Annotated in this window: 17 protein-coding genes; all 17 read right to left on the reverse strand. The window is 44.1% G+C overall.

The genetic code is table 11. The annotated features are described in order from the left end of the window. Nucleotides 1-110 precede the first annotated feature (110 nt). From DFO72_RS29965 to DFO72_RS13610, 17 genes are read right to left on the reverse strand one after another with little or no spacing between them, the layout of a single operon-like run. Complete coding sequence (locus DFO72_RS29965) at nt 111-632, reverse strand: hypothetical protein (protein WP_243856159.1); 522 nt, start codon at nt 630-632, stop codon at nt 111-113. Between the two features lie 2 nt (nt 633-634). Beyond that, nucleotides 635-1453, reverse strand: coding sequence for a hypothetical protein (locus tag DFO72_RS29970; protein ID WP_243856160.1), 819 nt, complete (start codon nt 1451-1453; stop codon nt 635-637). A gap of 17 nt (nt 1454-1470) precedes the next feature. Continuing rightward, complete coding sequence (locus DFO72_RS13540) at nt 1471-2577, reverse strand: tartrate dehydrogenase (RefSeq protein ID WP_113882194.1); 1107 nt, start codon at nt 2575-2577, stop codon at nt 1471-1473. A gap of 11 nt (nt 2578-2588) precedes the next feature. Beyond that, nucleotides 2589-3350 (reverse strand): beta-ketoacyl-ACP reductase, encoded by a 762-nt coding sequence (locus DFO72_RS13545; RefSeq protein ID WP_113882195.1) that lies wholly within the window; start codon nt 3348-3350, stop codon nt 2589-2591. Next, entirely contained in the window at nt 3326-4324 is a 999-nt protein-coding gene (locus DFO72_RS13550) for an NAD(P)H-dependent flavin oxidoreductase (protein ID WP_113882196.1), read from the reverse strand. The genes DFO72_RS13545 and DFO72_RS13550 overlap by 25 nt, the downstream gene beginning before the upstream one ends. Beyond that, entirely contained in the window at nt 4321-4734 is a 414-nt protein-coding gene (locus tag DFO72_RS13555) for a PaaI family thioesterase (protein ID WP_113882197.1), read from the reverse strand. Before DFO72_RS13555 ends, DFO72_RS13550 begins: the two co-directional genes overlap by 4 nt. Further along, nucleotides 4731-5741, reverse strand: coding sequence for a hydroxyacid dehydrogenase (locus DFO72_RS13560; RefSeq protein WP_113882198.1), 1011 nt, complete (start codon nt 5739-5741; stop codon nt 4731-4733). The genes DFO72_RS13555 and DFO72_RS13560 overlap by 4 nt, the downstream gene beginning before the upstream one ends. A 25-nt stretch (nt 5742-5766) precedes the next feature. Next, the gene (locus DFO72_RS13565) at nt 5767-6957 is read right to left on the reverse strand and encodes a thiolase family protein (protein ID WP_113882199.1); all 1191 of its coding nucleotides are present in this window, start codon (nt 6955-6957) and stop codon (nt 5767-5769) included. 3 nt (nt 6958-6960) lie between these two features. Continuing rightward, the gene (locus tag DFO72_RS13570; protein ID WP_113882200.1) at nt 6961-8121 is read right to left on the reverse strand and encodes an acyl-CoA dehydrogenase family protein; all 1161 of its coding nucleotides are present in this window, start codon (nt 8119-8121) and stop codon (nt 6961-6963) included. Between the two features lie 13 nt (nt 8122-8134). Then, complete coding sequence (locus DFO72_RS13575) at nt 8135-8914, reverse strand: enoyl-CoA hydratase/isomerase family protein (RefSeq protein WP_113882201.1); 780 nt, start codon at nt 8912-8914, stop codon at nt 8135-8137. Nucleotides 8915-8925: 11 nt separating this feature from the next. After that, on the reverse strand, nt 8926-9771 hold the full coding sequence (locus DFO72_RS13580) for a 3-hydroxyacyl-CoA dehydrogenase (protein ID WP_113882202.1): 846 nt from the start codon (nt 9769-9771) through the stop codon (nt 8926-8928). An 11-nt stretch (nt 9772-9782) separates the two neighbouring features. After that, on the reverse strand, nt 9783-11750 hold the full coding sequence (locus tag DFO72_RS13585; RefSeq protein ID WP_243856161.1) for a TRAP transporter permease: 1968 nt from the start codon (nt 11748-11750) through the stop codon (nt 9783-9785). 31 nt (nt 11751-11781) lie between these two features. Beyond that, nucleotides 11782-12780, reverse strand: a complete 999-nt coding sequence (locus tag DFO72_RS13590; RefSeq protein ID WP_113882204.1) for a TAXI family TRAP transporter solute-binding subunit — start codon at nt 12778-12780, stop codon at nt 11782-11784. Between the two features lie 13 nt (nt 12781-12793). Next, entirely contained in the window at nt 12794-13450 is a 657-nt protein-coding gene (locus DFO72_RS13595; protein ID WP_113882205.1) for a 3-oxoacid CoA-transferase subunit B, read from the reverse strand. Beyond that, complete coding sequence (locus tag DFO72_RS13600) at nt 13437-14123, reverse strand: CoA transferase subunit A (RefSeq protein ID WP_113882206.1); 687 nt, start codon at nt 14121-14123, stop codon at nt 13437-13439. Before DFO72_RS13600 ends, DFO72_RS13595 begins: the two co-directional genes overlap by 14 nt. Next, the gene (locus DFO72_RS13605; RefSeq protein WP_113882207.1) at nt 14098-15516 is read right to left on the reverse strand and encodes a CoA-binding protein; all 1419 of its coding nucleotides are present in this window, start codon (nt 15514-15516) and stop codon (nt 14098-14100) included. The genes DFO72_RS13600 and DFO72_RS13605 overlap by 26 nt, the downstream gene beginning before the upstream one ends. Further along, the gene (locus tag DFO72_RS13610) at nt 15513-17552 is read right to left on the reverse strand and encodes a sigma 54-interacting transcriptional regulator (protein WP_113882208.1); all 2040 of its coding nucleotides are present in this window, start codon (nt 17550-17552) and stop codon (nt 15513-15515) included. The genes DFO72_RS13605 and DFO72_RS13610 overlap by 4 nt, the downstream gene beginning before the upstream one ends. Nucleotides 17553-17764: the final 212 nt, after the last annotated feature.

Here is a 17764-nt window from a genome sequence, read left to right on the forward strand (position 1 = left end):
TGAACTTTGCAAATTTACATTGTGCACTTTTTAAATCGCCTATCAAAATAAAAATGGATGCAAACAATATAGGTTTGCATCCTTCTAATTATTTTATTTAACCGATTTTTTCAAAACCAATTCAGTATATAAACATACAAAAAAGCCATCCCTGTAACAGACATAAAATATACACCATTCCATCTGAATGCAACGGTCAGCCCGTTTTTCTGAACACATTGGCTGATGATGATATTCAGGGCATTAAGTGGTGAAATGGAGGAGGAAAGCATCCAGGTGAAAATACACATAAATGCAACACTGACTACCGTAATATCAGGCATTTCCGCAAAGTTCAGCGAGGTTAGGATCAGCGGAATGACTATAATTTGATGGACTCCAAGAAAGGCCATTAGCGTAACAAACAGGATGATGAACGAGAACAAAATTCCGATAGACTGCTGTGCTGACCATTGCATGGACCGTTCCAGCAGCTGTTTTACAGGTGTGTGTGAAACAGCGTTGCCAAAAAGACCCGCGCTTAGAAAGAGGCAAATTTCCATCTTCTGTGCCAGTATCTTGCTCTTATAGAGGGAGACTTCTTCCTTTACAGCCTTTTTTTGCTTCCGCAGGACCATCCAGCCTGCCGGCACAATCAGACCATGCTTACCAGCAATAGCATTGATTTGTGGGAAACCTGCTCCATGACAATCAAGAGGAGCACCAGGCCAAGTACAAAGCCGGCCAGCGTGTACAAATCCTTTTTTCTGCCTTTATCAGCTGCCGCGTTTCCAGTTTCCTCCTCAAGTGCAGCAGCCGTCTCCACAGCTCCTGCCGGACGGAACAGAATCATCCCCGCTGCCATCTGCAAAATGGCAAAAACCACACCAAACGCTACATAAGAAAGATACGTGATCTCTAAATAAAACAAAACAATTCCTACTGAAGCAAAGAATGGTGACCAAATAACAGCCGGTGTAAACCCTACATAGTACGACCTTGATAATAACTTGGACGGGATTCTGATGTTTTCCACAAAGCCGTGTACAATCCGTAAGGCCCCCATGTTCAAAATGGGAGCCAGAGTCAGCATAAATGAGCTTATGCCATAAAAAGTATGGGAGGGGCTGTTTTTCAGCTCATTTAAATACGTTATAACTGTGTCAATAATTCCTTCCCTTCTTAAGGGAATGGACAGAAGCGGAGCCAGAATGAGAATGGCCAGCAGAGCCATATTCTGAGTGATGCCCTCGATCAGTTGCATGCCCCTATCCCCGACTGCATAATGAATGAAAATCCCTGCAGTGAATAGGCCCAGTGTAAATATCCTGCCCTTCCTGTCCAATAAAGGCACCATGGTGAAAAAGACAGCTGCAGCTGCCACATTAAAAATAAAGCTAATGTACATATTGGGCACAAATGCCTCAAGAATATAAAGAAAACACATACCTAATACGAGAGAAAACCGTATCATAGGAACCCTTCTCTCTATTATTTAACTCCACTCGAAGGACTTTTAACCTTAGCCGGAGCATGATTGCTTAAAAGCTTCATAAATTCATTGCCAAGCTGATCTGTTGAAGCTTTTCCACCCAGATCCGGAGTTAGTGAACTCTTATGATGAAGCAGTTCTTTCATCGTTTTCAGGATGGCGCTTCCCCAGGCCGGTTCTCCAAAATGATCCATCATCTGGCTAACGGACCAGATGGCAGCCAGTGGGTTAGCAAGACCTTTCCCGGCAATGTCCGGTGCGGAGCCATGAATAGGCTCGAACATGGATGGGAACTCCCTTTCAGGATTGATATTCGCTCCCGCGGCCAGCCCGAGTCCTCCTGTAATCGCAGCCCCCAGATCGGTTAGAATGTCCCCGAATAAATTGGAGGTAACGACAATCTCAAATCTTTCCGGCTGCAGAACAAAGTAGAGGCTTGCAGCATCCACCAAATAGGAGTAAGTTTTGACATCCGGATATTCTTTCCCCACTTCATTAAATACTTCATCCCAGAATACCATGGAGTAATTCAGCGCATTTGCTTTACTGATGCTGGTTAATGTCTTTTTTTGTTTGCGGGCTTCTTCATATGCATAGCGAATAATGCGTTCTGTTCCTTTCCTTGAAAACACACCGGTCTGCAGGACTACTTCCTCAGGTTTTCCTTTGAAGAGCCAATCTCCTGCCCCGGCGTATTCCCCCTCGCTATTCTCCCGTATCACCAGAAAGTCTATCTCTTTTTCCCCTTTGTTTTTAAGGGGGGTCAGCTCCGGGTGCAGAAGTTTAATAGGACGAATGTTTACATACTGATCAAACTCCTTCCGGATCTTCAGAAGCAGGTCCCACAGTGAAATATGGTCAGGCACACCAGGATAGCCTACTGCCCCCAAATAGATCGCATCGAATTCCTTTAATTGTTCGATTCCATCATCAGCCATCATCTTTCCTTTATCCAAATAATATTGGCAGCCCCATGGGAACTCTGTAAATGAAAAAGATATACTGGGATCCAGTTCCTCTATTTTTTTTAATACTTTTACCCCTTCTGCCACAACCTCCGGGCCTATTCCATCCCCAGGGACCAGTGCAATATTCCAATGCTTCATATCATAACCTCCTATGCTTTTGGGCCTCCGGCAACATATAAGACCTGACCGCTAATAAATGAGGATGCCGGGCTTGCAAAAAAGCTTGCGGCCTGTGCGATATCCTCTGGAGTGCCTGCTCTATTTACCGGAATTTGCTTTACTTTGGATTCAATTAATTCCTGAAAGGAAATGCCAAGCCGTTCTGCAACTGCTTTTGTCATATCCGTCTTTATAAACCCAGGTGCAATGGCATTCACGGTAATATTGTATTTTCCCAGTTCAATAGCCAGTGTTTTCGTAAATCCCTGGATACCCGCTTTTGCTGCTGCGTAATTGGCCTGCCCCCTGCTTCCCAGCGCTGATACGGAAGATAGATTGATGATTCTTCCATATTTGTTCTGAACCATTAATTTCTGGGCATATTTACTGCAGAGGAAGGTTCCCTTCAAGTGAACATCCATGACACTGTCCCAATCATCGGCATTCATTTTAAATAACAGGTTATCCCGGATGATTCCGGCATTATTGACTAATATGTCCGCCCTTCCATGCCTTCCCTCTATAAAGGAAAAAAGCCGTTCCACTTCCTGTTCATTGGTGATATCCGCCTTGAACATTTCTGCAGCAAAGCCTTTTTCCAAGAGTTCATGTCTGGTCTCAGCTAAGGCTTCTTCATTAATGTCGACCAAGTAAACATATGCGCCTTCCGAGGCCAGTCTTCTGGATATTTCTTTGCCTATCCCCCTGCTTGCGCCAGTGACAACAGCTACCTGGTTTTCTTGACTGAACAATGACTTCGCTCCTCCCTATTCAAATTCCTGTACAAAAATTCAAGCTGCTGTTCGTACTCCTGCACAATATCCTTGATAATCTCTTCTGTCCTTTTTATTTCATCTATTAATCCGATTGTCTGCCCTAGTGAAATGACACCAGAATTTTCATTGCCATTCTTGATTAATTCCATATAGGCTTCTCCGCTTATATATGGAAACATCTCCTCTAAAGCAGCTCCGGCTTCTTCTTTTTTCAGCAGCTCCAGCGCACGGTCTGTTTTCATCACTCTCATGGCTTTCCCGATTGATTTTTTCACAAGCAGGGTATCTGTTTCCTGAAGCTTTATCAATTTGTCTTTGATTGACTTATGGAGTGCTGTTTCCCTGGAGGCCAAAAACCTTGTACCCATCTGCACCCCTTGTGCCCCTAAAGCAAAAGCAGCAAGAGCAGATTTTCCTGTTGAAAACCCTCCTGCTGCAATGACAGGTATCGAAAGCTCCTGAACTGCCTTTTGAATCAAGGTAAGGCTGGTTACATCCTCTTTGCCCGGATGGCCCCCGCACTCATATCCAACCACGACAACAGCGTCGCAGCCAATTGCTTCTGCTTTTTTGGCAAATCTTACAGAAGGCACGACATGAACGACTTTTATTCCGTTCGCTTTAAGGCTCTCCATATATTTCTCGGGGTTATTGCCTGAGGTGAAGACAATCGGAACACGGGCTTCAATTGCCCCTTCCACATATTCATCCATTGGCTTGCGGATTCCAAGAGCGATATTTACGCCAAATGGTTTGGATGTGAGCTTTCTTGCCGACTCAATATCCTCCAGCATTTCTTCCTTGGACGAAAAGCTTCCAGCTGTTATCAGGCCGAGTCCGCCTGCATTCGATACGGCGGACACAAGCGGGGATGTTCCAAGTCCTTGCAGCCCCCCCTGGATAATGGGATAGCGGATATCAAACATCTTTGTAATAGTTGTGTGCATCATCCCTTTTCACCTTTTGACAGCTTAAAGGTTCCGGTGCAATGTCCAATCAGTTCACCGTCTTCATTCTTTAGCCTGCCTTCAATCAATACCGTGCTGCGATTTTGATGAACAATCTCTGCCTCGGAGTAAACCGTTCCGTCCATCACAGACTTAAGATATTGAATGTTTAGCTGGAGTGTCGCAACCTCATCATATCCCAGCGACCTGCCTGCCATGCCCATTGCTGTATCCATTACCGATGCATATATCCCGCCGTGGACAGAATTTCTTACATTTATGAAATCTTTCTGTATTGGCAGTGCCAGCAAAATATAGCCTTCTTTTAATTCATTTAACCTCAGCCCAATAAAGTTCCAGAATGGGCTGCCTTCAAAATCGGCCCTTACCTTCTGCAAATGCTCCGCTGTCATGAAACAAACCCCTTTCCTGCTTCAGCCAGCTCAGCCTTATTTGCGACAACAGAAACTCTTTCTCCATTAATGGCACGGATTAGATTTTCAGCTATCCGAATGGAGGTTTGCCTGGCAGCTTCCAGGGTGATTCCTCCAATATGGGGACTCACTGTCACGTTTTCCAGCTGAAACAATGGATGATCAAAAGGAGGCGGCTCTTCGGTAAACACGTCTACCCCTGCTCCTAAAATACGATTTTTAGTCAATGCCGCCACTAAATCATTCTCGTTGATCACACCGCCCCTGGCGGTATTAATCAGTACTGCCGTTTCCTTCATTAACTCTATTAAACGATTATCAATCATTTTATCTGTATCTGCCGTTAAAGGAATATGTAAGCTCACTGCATCACTTTCAGAAAAAACCCTTTCTAAGGAAGTCGTTAACTCGACCCCTAAGCGGTCGGCCGCCAGCTGCTTTTCTTCTGAAATACTTCGGACATAGGCCATCGCCTTCATCCCGAACCCGCTGATTAATATTTTTGCCGCCTTTTGGGCTATGCTGCCAAAGCCTACAAGTCCAAGCCTCTTTCCTTCCAGTTCAAAGGTATAAGCTCCATCTCTTGACCGGAAGTTTCCGCTTCTGGTTTCCCTGTCAAAATAAGCCGTTTTTTTCATCACTGCCAAAAGCAGGCTCACTGCATGTTCTGCCGTGGCGGTACTATTGAGTTGTGGAGCATGCAAAACGGCTATTCCCTTTTTGGTCGCATATCCGACATCAATATTATCAAGTCCGACTCCCGCTCCTGATATTGCTTTTACTTGCCGGCAGCAGTCCAAAATGGCTGGAGTGATTTTTGCCGGTGCCCGAAGGATGATTCCGTCGACATGATGAATCTTTAGGTAATTACATATTTCCTGTTCGTCATATTCGGTAAACTTTTTCACATCAGCATGTTTGTTCAGCAGATTCTCCCCATCTGCATGATACATGGGGAGAATCTGAACAATATGAGGCCTGTTCATCTCAACACTTCCTTCATGGATATTCTTAAGCTTGAAGGTTTTCGATTATCGTGGTAATTCCCTGGCCGCCGCCAATACAAAGAGTGAGCAGACCATATTTTTCGCCTCTTCGTTCCATTTCGTGCAGCAGCTTTGTCATCAAAATGGCTCCTGTAGCCCCTATTGGATGACCTAAAGCAATGGCACCGCCATTCACATTCACCTTATTTATATCCATTCCGGATTCACGGATGACTGAAAGTGCCTGAGCTGCAAATGCTTCATTCAGTTCAATCAGTCCAATGTCATCGATCGATAAACCACATTGCTTTAACGCTTTAAATGTAGAGGTAACAGGACCAATCCCCATAATCTCCGGAGATACTCCGCTCACAGCCTGGGCAAGGATTTTCGCCTTTGGCCTTAAGCCATATTCATTGACCTTCTCTTCATTCATCATCAAAATGACAGAAGCTCCGTCATTGCGGCCACTGGCATTGCCTGCTGTCACGGTTCCATCTTCCTTAAAAACCGCCTTAAGCTTCGAAAGCTTCTCGATATTTGTACTGCGCGGATGCTCATCCACACTAAAAAGCTGTGTTTCTCTTTTGTGCTTATATTCAACCGGGATGATTTCTTTTTCGAAGCGGCCAGATTCAATAGCAGCATGCGCAAGCTCCTGGCTGCGCAGCGCAAACTCATCCTGTTCTTCCCTTGATATAGTATATTTCTCAGCGAGGTTTTCAGCGGTTAATCCCATTGTCAGATTCCCGTATTTTTCAATTGGCTGGGAACAAGGCTGGCTTTCCGTATTCGGGTCCAGTATTTGTGCATTTCCGGCCTGGAAGCCATAACGGGCGTTCCGAATATAGTAAGGGGCTGTGCTCATGCTTTCAGCTCCTCCGGCCACGACTACATCAGAGTAGCCGAGCCTGATTTGCATATCTGCATTATTGATGGCTTGAAGCCCGGAACCGCATTGGCGGTGAACCGTATAGCCTGTAACCTCAATAGGCAGCCCCGCTCTTAAGGCGGCGAGACGCGCAAGATTGGAAGTATCCGCACTTTGCTTGGCCTGGCCAAGAATCACCTCATCCACTTCTACATCCGCATGAGAGCGATTCAATACTTCCTGAATGACCTTCTCTGCAAGGTGATCGACTGGAACATCTTTTATGGTTCCGCCCATTCTGCCAATAGCTGTCCGGACAGATTCGACAATATATGGCTGATTCATGCCTTACACCCCCACATAGGAAGATTCCCGCTTAAGCTCATTCGCAATGATATTGCGCTGAATCTCAGAGGTTCCTTCGTAGATTTTTGTAATTCTTGCATCCCTGTAGTAGCGTTCAATCGGATAATCTCTCATATATCCGATTCCGCCATGGATTTGCACGGCTAAGTCTGCCACCTTGTTATATACCTCTGACGCAAATAGCTTTGCAATGGCTGCTTCTTTCACAACCCTCATTTTCTGATCGGTCATCCAGGCAACCCTGTACGTCATGGATCTAAGCACTTCGATTTGCATGCTGATTTCTGCCAGCATATGCTGAACAGCCTGGACTTCGATGATCGGCTTGCCGAATTGCTCCCGTTCCTGGGTATATTGCAGGCAATGCTCAAGAAGCTTTTCGCAGGAGCCAAGGTTTCTGGCAGCCAGGCCAGCGCGGCCATTAGCCAGGATTTTCAGCGCATTGATATATCCCTGTCCTTCTATACCAAGAACATTCTCGGCGGGAACCTCCATGTTTTCAAAGAAAAGCTCTGCCGAATGGGATCCTCTTAACCCCATTTTTTGTTCAACACTTCCCAGAATAAAGCCGGGGAAGTCTTTTTCAACTATAAAGGAAGTAATTCCTTTTGCTCCTTTTGCCCGATCCGTAACTGCCATCACGGTGAAGACATGTCCGTCAACTGCATTTGTAATATAATGCTTGGATCCGTTTAGTATATATTTGTCACCCTTTCTGACGGCGGTCGTTTTCAGCGCCGCAGCGTTCGAGCCAGCGCTCGGTTCAGTTAACGCAAAAGCGCCTATCCATTCCCCCGTTGCCATTTTCGGCAAATATTTTTGCTTTTGCTCTTCTGTCCCAAGCTCCACTATTCCGACAGAGCCGATTCCCGTATGCGCCCCTATTAAAGTGGTATAGCCATTATGTGTTTTGCCAAGCTCTTCATAAATGGCGCACTTTCCGACCATGTCAAGCCCGAGTCCGCCATATTCTTCGGGAATGCTTAATCCGAATAAGCCCATTTCCTTGGACATTTCCACCAGCTTTTCCGGTATCATATCCTTCTCTTCAATTTCCATCGCCAATGGTTCTGCTTCTTCTTTTACAAATTTACGCACATTTTCTCTTAAAAATTGTATATCTTCAGAAAAATTAAAGTCCATTTCTGTCTCTCCCTTATTGGTTAGTAAATGCTGCCGTTCTTTTATCCAGGAATGCCGCTGTACCTTCTCTTTTATCCTCTGTCCCAAAAGCTACAGCCTGTGAAAGCTTTTCAATCAGCATGGCTGTCTCCAGATCAACATCAAAGCCTTTGTGTACTGCAAGCTTTGCCAGTTTGATTGCAACAGGCCCTTTTTTAAGAATCTGAGAGGCAACCTCCTCTGCTTTCGTAACCAATTCATCATCGGGTGCAAGGTATGTGACTAGACCGATTCTCTCGGCTTCTTCTCCATCAATGATTTTGCCGGTCAGAATCATATCAAGTGCCCTTCCCTTGCCAGCCACTCTGGACAGACGCTGTGTACCGCCTGCACCCGGAATGATGCCCAGATTAAGCTCCGGCAAGCCGAATTTTGCTCCCTTCGCTGCGATTCGAATATCGCAGGCAAGGGCCAGCTCGCACCCTCCACCCAGTGCATATCCCTTTACAGCTGCAATCGTTACTTTGCTGGATTGTTCAATTTTTTTGTAGAGCCCCTGCATGCCCGGAATCAATGCCTCGAGCATTTTTCTTTCATGAAGCTGCTTTATGTCCGCACCTGCTGCAAAGGACTTCTCCCCTGCTCCCTGGATGATGATACATTTCACCTCATCATTTGCATCTGCCTGGCTAAAGGCATCTCCAAGCTCCTGGAGTGTCTCCTGATTTAATGCATTACGCTGTTCAGGACGGTTTATGGTCAGCCACATAACCCCCTGTTCGATTTGAACAAGCAGATTTTCGTATTGATGCATGTTCTCACCCCTTAAGAATATTGATAGAATCCGCTGCCGCTCTTTTTCCCCAGCCGTCCCGCTTTTACATATTTGATAAGCAGCGGACAAGGACGGTACTTTTCTCCAAGTGTCTGGTATAAATACTCCATATTGCGCAGCCGGGTATCCAAGCCTACTAAATCCGCCAGAGCAAGCGGGCCCATCGGGTGATTAAGCCCCAGCTTCAGGGCTTTATCAATATCTTCAGCAGAGGCTACACCTTCCATCAGCATGTTCATCGCTTCATTACCGATCAGGCAATTCATCCGGGAAGTCACAAATCCCGGAAATTCATTCACTTCAACGGTTTCCTTTTTAAGCTTTTCACCGGCTTTTTTCACCATGCGGACCGTGTCATCAGATGTTTCCAGTCCACGGATAATTTCAATCAGCTTCATTTTGTGGACCGGATTAAAGAAGTGCATGGCCACCACTTTATCGGGCCGTGATGTTTGTGCCCCAATTTCCGTTGGGCTCATGGTTGAAGTATTGGTAGCCAGAATGGTTTCTGGAGAACAGATGCGGTCCAGCTTTTTAAAGATATCAATCTTCAATTCTATCTTTTCCAGAACTGCTTCTATCACAAGGTCCGCATTTTTCGCAGCAGTCTCTAAATCTGTTTCAAAATAAAGCCGGTCTTTTGCCTTCCCATATTGTTCTTCTGAAATAAACCCTTTTTGAAGGCTGCCTTCCAATAAGCTATAAATATCGTTTTTGGCTTTATCTATTATTTCCTGATTAATGTCATTCAAGTAAACTTTAAATCCCGAAACGGCACAGGTATAAGCAATCCCTTTTCCCATAACACCTGAACCTACTACTGTGATGGTGTCCATTCTGTTCCCCCTTAGTTTGATAATGTATTGGCCACTGTATTTCTAGGTATAAACTTTTGATATACAAACATTGCCGCCAGGATGGCAAAGCCAATGATGTCTGATAAAAATCCCGGGTTGACCATCAGAAGAGCCCCGATAAAAAGAACGGCTCTTTCATACCAATATGAATGGCGGAACAGCCATCCTTCTGCAGCCCAGGCAATCCCAATAATTCCAATGATGGAGGTTGCAACAGATAGAATAATATCCGGAACGTCTCCAACAAGAAGCAACGTTTCCCCATATACAAACATATAAGGGACAATAAATGCCGCGAGGCCAAGCTTTACTGCAGTTAAGCCTGTTTTCATCGGCTCGGAACCGGCAAGTCCTGCCGCTGCAAATGCAGCCAGTGCTACTGGCGGTGTTATGGCAGATAAGGCTGCAAAATAGAAAACAAACATATGGGCTGCAAGCGGGGATACACCCAGCTCGATTAATGCAGGAATGGTAAGCGGAACCTGTACGATGTATGCCGCAACAGTCGGGAGCCCCATTCCAAGAATAATGCTCGTGATCATCGTGAATACAAGCGTAATAATTAAAATGCCGCCTGATAAATCAATGATTAAACTGCTGAATTTAAGGCCAATCCCGGTAAGCCCAATAATTCCGATAATAAAACCGGATGCCGCACAGGCAATAGCTGTTTCAATTGCAGCCCTTGCTCCTAAATCCAATGCCTTGAAAATCTTAGAAAAGGATAATCTTGTTGCCCCTTTTAAAGCTGCAACCAATATCGTCACACCGATTGAGTAAAGGCCTGCCTTCATTGGTGAAGAGCCGGATGCAAGCATGACCACAATCACTACTAAGGGGATAAAGAACATGAATCCGGTTTTCAAAACACTCGAAACCTTGGGAAGTTCCTCTTTCTTTAAACCTACAAGCCCCAAACGTCTTGCCCTCATATCGACCTGGAAATACAGGCAGCAGTAATAAAGGACTGCAGGAATTAACGCAGCTATGGCTATGTCCATATAAGGCACACCTAAATAGGAAGCAATGATGAAAGCCGAAGCCCCCATGATCGGCGGCATGATCTGGCCTCCAGTAGAGGAAACCGCTTCAACCGCAGCTGCAAAGTGGCTCTTATAGCCGGTTTTCTTCATTAATGGAATCGTAAAGGCACCAGTTGTGACCGTATTGGCAACCGCGCTTCCTGAAATGGTTCCCAAAATGGAGCTGGCCACGATAGCCGTTTTGGCAGGACCTCCACGATACTTCCCCATACCAGCCACTGATAAATCAATAAAAAATTGACCTGCTCCTGAAACCTCCAGAAACTTTCCGAACAGGATAAATAGGAAAATAAAGGTTGCAGATACCCCAAGAGGAGTACTAAAAATGCCCGTCACCGTATAAAAGAGGTGATCAATAATCCACATCATAGTAAATTCACGGTGGGAAAGAGACCCCGTAATCAGATGACCCCAAACTCCATAAACGATGCAAATGAAGATAATAATCACCAGTGTATTTCCAATAACGCGGCGTGTTGCTTCAATCAGCAGCAAACCGGATATGATTCCTATGGCAATTTCCAATGCTGTCAGCGGCTCTATATAACTCATCCGCGATGAAATGACCTGGGAATTCATCACATAATAGGAATAACAAGCAATGGACAAAACCATAAACAGCCAATCATACCAGGGGATGCTTTCATTTTTTACCGCTTTCCTGGAAGGCTTATAAATGGCAAATGTTAAAGCCAGCGCAAATGCAAGGTGTGCCGACCGCTGCAGAATGGATTCAAATACCCCAAAGAAAGCTGTATACAAATGAAAAAGAGACATTAAAACGGCAATAACGGAAATGATTTTGGCAGCCGCGCCCTTTAATAGGCGCAGCTTGCTGTTCAGATTTCCATCTTCATCGTATTCCGCAATCACTTTTGAAGCTTTTGCTTCCGTTACGTCATGTTTAGACATCATTTCACCTTCTTTTTAAAAGGATAATTTTGGTTTATTTAAGAGCCCCGACTTCCTTGTAATATTTTTCTGCTCCCGGATGAAGCTTGCCCACGTTGTTTTGCACTGAATACTCTGCATTAAAGTCTTTCATAATCGGGGATAATTTCGTCCATGTATCTTTTTCTTCAACCATCATTTTGGTAAGCTTATAAACTGACTCTTCATCCATTAGATCATCATTAACCAGCAGAACCGTATAGCCGGCAACCGTTTTAACATCTTCTTTCACATTCGAATAAGTTCCGCCTTCAATGTCATATTCCAAGTATCCTTCATTTAACTCATGCAGGCCTTTTACTGTTTCATCATCTAAAGGAATCAGGCGAATTCCAAGGGTTGTGTCCAGCTCCTGGAAAGTAGAAACCGGTGCAGAAACCATTCCAACAATCGCATCGATATGTCCGTCACGCAGCAGGTCGGCTCCATCTGCCGTTCCGATATATTCAATGCCGCCAAGATCGTCATAGCTCATATCATTCAGTTTTAAAATATCCTGGAATGCCAGCTCTCCGCTGTATCCTTTAATTCCCGGGCTAACCTTCTTTCCCTTTAAATCTTTCACGGATTTTATATCAGAATCTGCTCGGACAACGATATGAAATACATTTGGATACAGGGTTGCAACCGTGCTGACATTATCCACTTTTTCTTTAAAAGCATTAATTCCGTTCAATGCCTCAGGAACTGTTTGGCCATTACTGAATCCAAGAGCAAAGGTCCCCTGGCTTAAGCCCAATAGATTGGAAACAGATCCGCCCTCTACTACCGTAACGGAGGATTCCGGGTAAACTTCCTTCATTTTCTCTCCCATCGCCCCGGACAATGTGTACCAGAAACCGCCTACTGTTGCAGAACCGAAAGCCATATCCCGGGGAGCTCCCTCTGCTCCTCCACCTCCACTTGCTTCACCGCTGCTTCCCGCCTCATTCGAAGAACAGGCTGCCAATACGACTAACATAAAAGCCATCATCACTGCCAATAATTTTTTCAACTCATTTTCCCCCTTAATTTGTTTCTACTTTTGTTTTTTCCAGCACATGAAATTCAGCATCTGTCATCTCACGCAACGCCTCAATCGAAACATCGGAGAGAGTTTCTATGAGGTACATTTTTCCTTCAAGAAACTGAAATACAGCATGTTCGGTGACAATCATATCGGCTTTTCTTGTACCGCTGCTAGGAAATGATAACTTTTTCACAATTTTCGGACTTCCGTCTTTAGACAAGTGCATAGAAGCAATAATCATCCGCCTTGCTCCCGCAACTAAATCCATGGCCCCTCCCACTCCAAGAATGGTTTCACCCGGTACTGCCCAATTAGCGACTTCTCCTGTTTCATCGACCTGCAAAGCCCCCAGTACAGCGGTATCGATATGCCCTCCGCGAATCATCAGGAAAGAATCGGAACTATCAAAGAGTGATGCCCCTTTGTCCATGGAAACGGGCTTCTTACTGGCGCTGATCAAATCCATATCAATGTCGTCATCAGAAGGAGTCGGCCCCATCCCGAGAAGGCCGTTTTCTGATTGAAGGTAAACCTTTTTGTCATCGAGGTAATCCGGAATAATGGTTGGAATGCCGACACCCAGATTAACAATTTCTCCTTCCTTCAATTCCTGTGCTACCCTTTTGGCGATCTTAATTCTGTCAGATAGACTCAATGTATCTCCCTCCTTTTTTTACATACTGATTGACTACGACATAATCCACGTATAAGTGAGGGGTTACCACTTCTTCCGGTGTAAATGAACCGGCTTCCACAACCTCATCCACTTCAGCTATAACCACCTTCGCTGCAGTTGCCATAACCGGATTGAAATTCCTCGCTGTTTTGTCATAAATTAGATTTCCCAGTGTATCCGCCTTAAGTGCTTTAATAATGGCCACATCCCCTTTGATGGCTTTTTCAAAAATGTAGGATTCACCATCGATCACCTTCTCTTCTTTCCCTTCAGCAAGTTTGGTCCCGGCACCTGTCTTCGTATAGAAACCGCCGATGCCTGCCCCGCCGCATCGGATGGCTTCTGCCAATGTGCCCTGAGGAATTAATTCAATCTCCAGTTCACCTTTTGACCAGGCCTTAACTGCATCTCGATTAGTGGTAAAATAAGAGCCCTTCGCTTTTTTCAGCTTACCTGCCACCAGCAGTTTTCCGAGTCCCTTCCCTTCCTCACCTAAATTATTGCTGATGACTGTGAGATTCTCTTTATCAGATTTCACCAGCTCATCAATTAAAGTAAGCGGTGTTCCCGAAAGGCCGAATCCTCCTACAAGCAATGTGTCACCACTTTTAATGAACTGCAGTGCATTAGCAGGATTTAATCGTTTTTTCATTATGTTCCTCCTCTTGTCTCTGGGTTTCCGAGTAATTTATATAAGCAGACAATGATTTGATTGCTGTATTTTCATGAAAGAAGTAAGGTTTCTTTGTTTCCTTTAATATGTCAATGGCCAGTTCCCCCTGGTATCCCTGGGACATGAAAATCGGAATAAAAATACTATCTCTTTCCTCCATCAGCTTTTTCATTTGTTCCGAGAGAACTTCATTTTGATAGTCCACCTGGAAAGGGAAAGGAACAATGATATTATCAAAATCACCCGATTTATGAAGCACCTCCAGACAAGTTGTCAATTTTGACAAGTCATCATATACGATGGTGGTCAAATCTAAAGGATTCATGAATGACTTTTCTATACCTGTAATCGTTTTCATTTTCTGCTGAAGTTCTGATGATAGGGGCTGAAGCTGAATCCCATACTTATCGCATAAATCCGCAAGATAAATGGAAGTAGCCCCTGCCCAGGAAAAGATAGCCGTACGCTTGCCTGCTGCCTTTTTGTATGTGTCAAACAGCCATGAAAGGGCAACTACTTCATCAATACTTTCGGCTTTTACCAGTCCGGGGTGATTGACCATATCCCAGGGAATAGAGTAATCATTGTTTCTTCCGAGGTGATATTTAACGGCCATTCTTGAAATCTTCGAATGGCCGATTGGCAGAAGGATCACAGGCTTCTGTTTGATATAGGCCTGGTGCAGCAATCGGAAAAAACGCTCTTCCTCAGAAATAGATTCAATGATTAATAGAATGGTATCTGTTGATGGATCACTAATTAAAAATTCAAAGCAGTCATTAATCGTGATATCCATCTCATTTCCAGGTGATAGCCAATAGGAAAATCCCAGTCCTTTTTCATTGGCATCAAGTACAGCACGGCCTAAACTTCCTCCATGACTGATCAATCCAACAGATCCCTCATGGAAATTCTTAGGTTCGAAACGGGGTGAAAAAGAGATTCCCCAGTTTCCTATAAAATGATAAAATCCGGGCGAGTTTGGTCCATAAACCGCCGTTTCTGTACCCTTAACAATTTCTTTTAGCTCTTCTTCCCGGTTTATCCCATCCGGTCCGCTTTCAGAGAAGCCAGAGCTGATGATGATGACACTCTTCACTTGTTTTTTTACACATTCTCTTAAGATCTCAGGGGTATGTTTAGAGGGAACGATTATACAGGCCAAATCGACTTCTTCTTTGATCTCAAGTACACTCGGATAACAGTGAATTCCCGATATTGTGTCATAGTTTGGGTTTACGAGATAGATCTCCCCGGAATATTTTGATTTTTGAAGATTGACCATGACACGTCCGGCATTTTGATGAAACCTTTCCGAAGCTCCTATTATGGCAATGCTCTTAGGGGAAACAAGCGTCTGCAATGATCTCATGATTTTAATAATCCCCCTTCTAATTTTTTTACCTTTCGAACAATGGTAGAAGGATTCACTTCCAGCACACGGGCAATGCCCCGATAGGATTTTTCAGACTGTGACGCTTTATAGATCAGCTCTCTTTCAAGCAGGTCTACAGCTTCTTTTAGCGGTAATAACTGATTTACGACAATGGCTTGATCATGACTCATTCTTTGGTTATCGCCTTTGCTGAATAAAGAAAGAACCTCCTGCTCCCCCACTTCCAGATTCGAAGCTGTTACGTATATTCTTTCAATCATATTGACGAGTTCCCTTACATTCCCTGGCCACTGATAATTAGTAAGAACCTGTATGGCTTTCTTGGTGAATTTGAGATGTTTGTGATATTTTGCTGCGAACATTCTTGCATACGCATCAATCAGGATAGGAATATCTTCGACTCTTCTTCTTAATGGCGGAATTGATATGGGAATAACATTTAACCTATAAAATAAGTCCTCCCGAAAACTTCCTTCCAGAACCAATTCTTTAAGATCCCTATTGGTAGCTGCTATTACCCGGACATCAATCTTTGTCGTTTTGGCTGATCCTACCCTGGTAATCTCCATTTCCTGCAATACCCGCAGGAGCTTGACTTGCAGGTGGTTTGGGATTTCCCCTATCTCATCCAGGAAAATAGTTCCATTATTTGCTTGTTCAAATAAACCGGCTTTTCCCTTTTTCAAGGCACCTGTAAAGGCACCGCCTTCGTATCCAAAAAGCTCAGACTCCATCAGTGATTCAGGAATGGCCCCGCAATTTACTTTAATAAATGGCTCTCCCGATCTCGGACTCGACTGTTGGATCAGCTTGGCAATTTCCTCTTTCCCCACTCCCGACTCACCTGATAATAGAACCGTTACATCCACCTTTGCCACTTGCTGAACGGTCTTAAGCAGCCTTTCCATTTCGGGTGATTTGGCTATGAACGTCTCCGATCTCTCGGTAAGATGCATATGCTCCAGTATTGACTTTGTTTTTGCCAGCTCACTTCTGAGTGCATCGAATTCAGTCATGTCCTTCACATTGATAACAACTCTTTCAATTTGATTGCTGCTGTTCTTAATGGGGTTTGCCGTTATAATTAATGAATTTTTATTGTCTTTGCTTGTTTCCATGATATTATGTGATCTGCCCTTAGCTTCTACCTGCCGGGCTATATCTTTTATGTAGTCAGGACTCTCATGTCTAACATCAAAAAGCTGCCTGAAACTCTGGTTGCATTTAATAATGGCTCCATCCCCATCCGTAATGCAGATTCCGTCTGTAGAGTTATCCAGTATCGTTTCCTGTTCCTTCAAGAGCTGTTTGACGGATTCAAGTTCACTCGATACAAATTCGATTTCTGAAATATCCTGAAATACACCAACCGCTCCCACAAGAGTTTTGCCATCATAGAGCGGTGTTCGATGGGTTAAGTATTTTCTTTTTCCTACCCGGTATTTTTCTGTATGTCGCTTTCCTGTACGGATAACATTCAATAACCCGCTTGGAGTGACAACATCAGTTAAAAACTTTCCTATGGCTTTCTCCTTAGTTGTCATAGCCATCTTTTCTGCAGGAGGATTCATTGAGGTAATCCTTCCCTCCAGATCAATCGAAAGAATCCCATTATGAGCAGAATTAAAAATGGCATCCATGCGGCCGAGTTCCACCTGAGAAGTTCTGGCATAGGCCGCCATATACTGTTCTTTTGTCAGGAAGCCTGTAATCTGCCTATTCTTATTAAAAATTGGCCAGATTTCCTGATCATTAAGCTTTAAATTATTTAAATCGTCCATCTCGTTAAGGAAACAAAAGTTAGTCTGATAAATCTCTGATAATACCTTATTTTGATTCAACAATCCTTCTAATAGATTATGCTCCGTAAAGCATCCCGCTAACTCATCTCTGACGTTATAGACCAGCCCGCCTTTCATATGGGATTCAAGTAAGGTTTTTGCAGCTCTATCGATGTAATCGTTTTCAAAAAATTTAATAGAAGTACGAGTCATCGCATCTTTTACTAACAATTTTCCCGCTCCCTCTGAGTGATTCACTCATAATTTAATAATGCAAGAAGTGTGCCAACGTTAGAAAATTAATAAAATGCTGATATTTCTCACATTTTGTAATATTTAAACTATATATCTTGTAAAAAAATGTTGCAATACCGCAACAGGTGTTGCGGCAACGCATTAAAGGGTGAAGAAAACTAGTCTCTATAAAGAAGAAGGGGCAATCC

The sequence above is a fragment of the Cytobacillus oceanisediminis genome, from assembly GCF_004366035.1.
Classification (GTDB): domain Bacteria; phylum Bacillota; class Bacilli; order Bacillales; family Cytobacillaceae; genus Cytobacillus; species Cytobacillus oceanisediminis_C.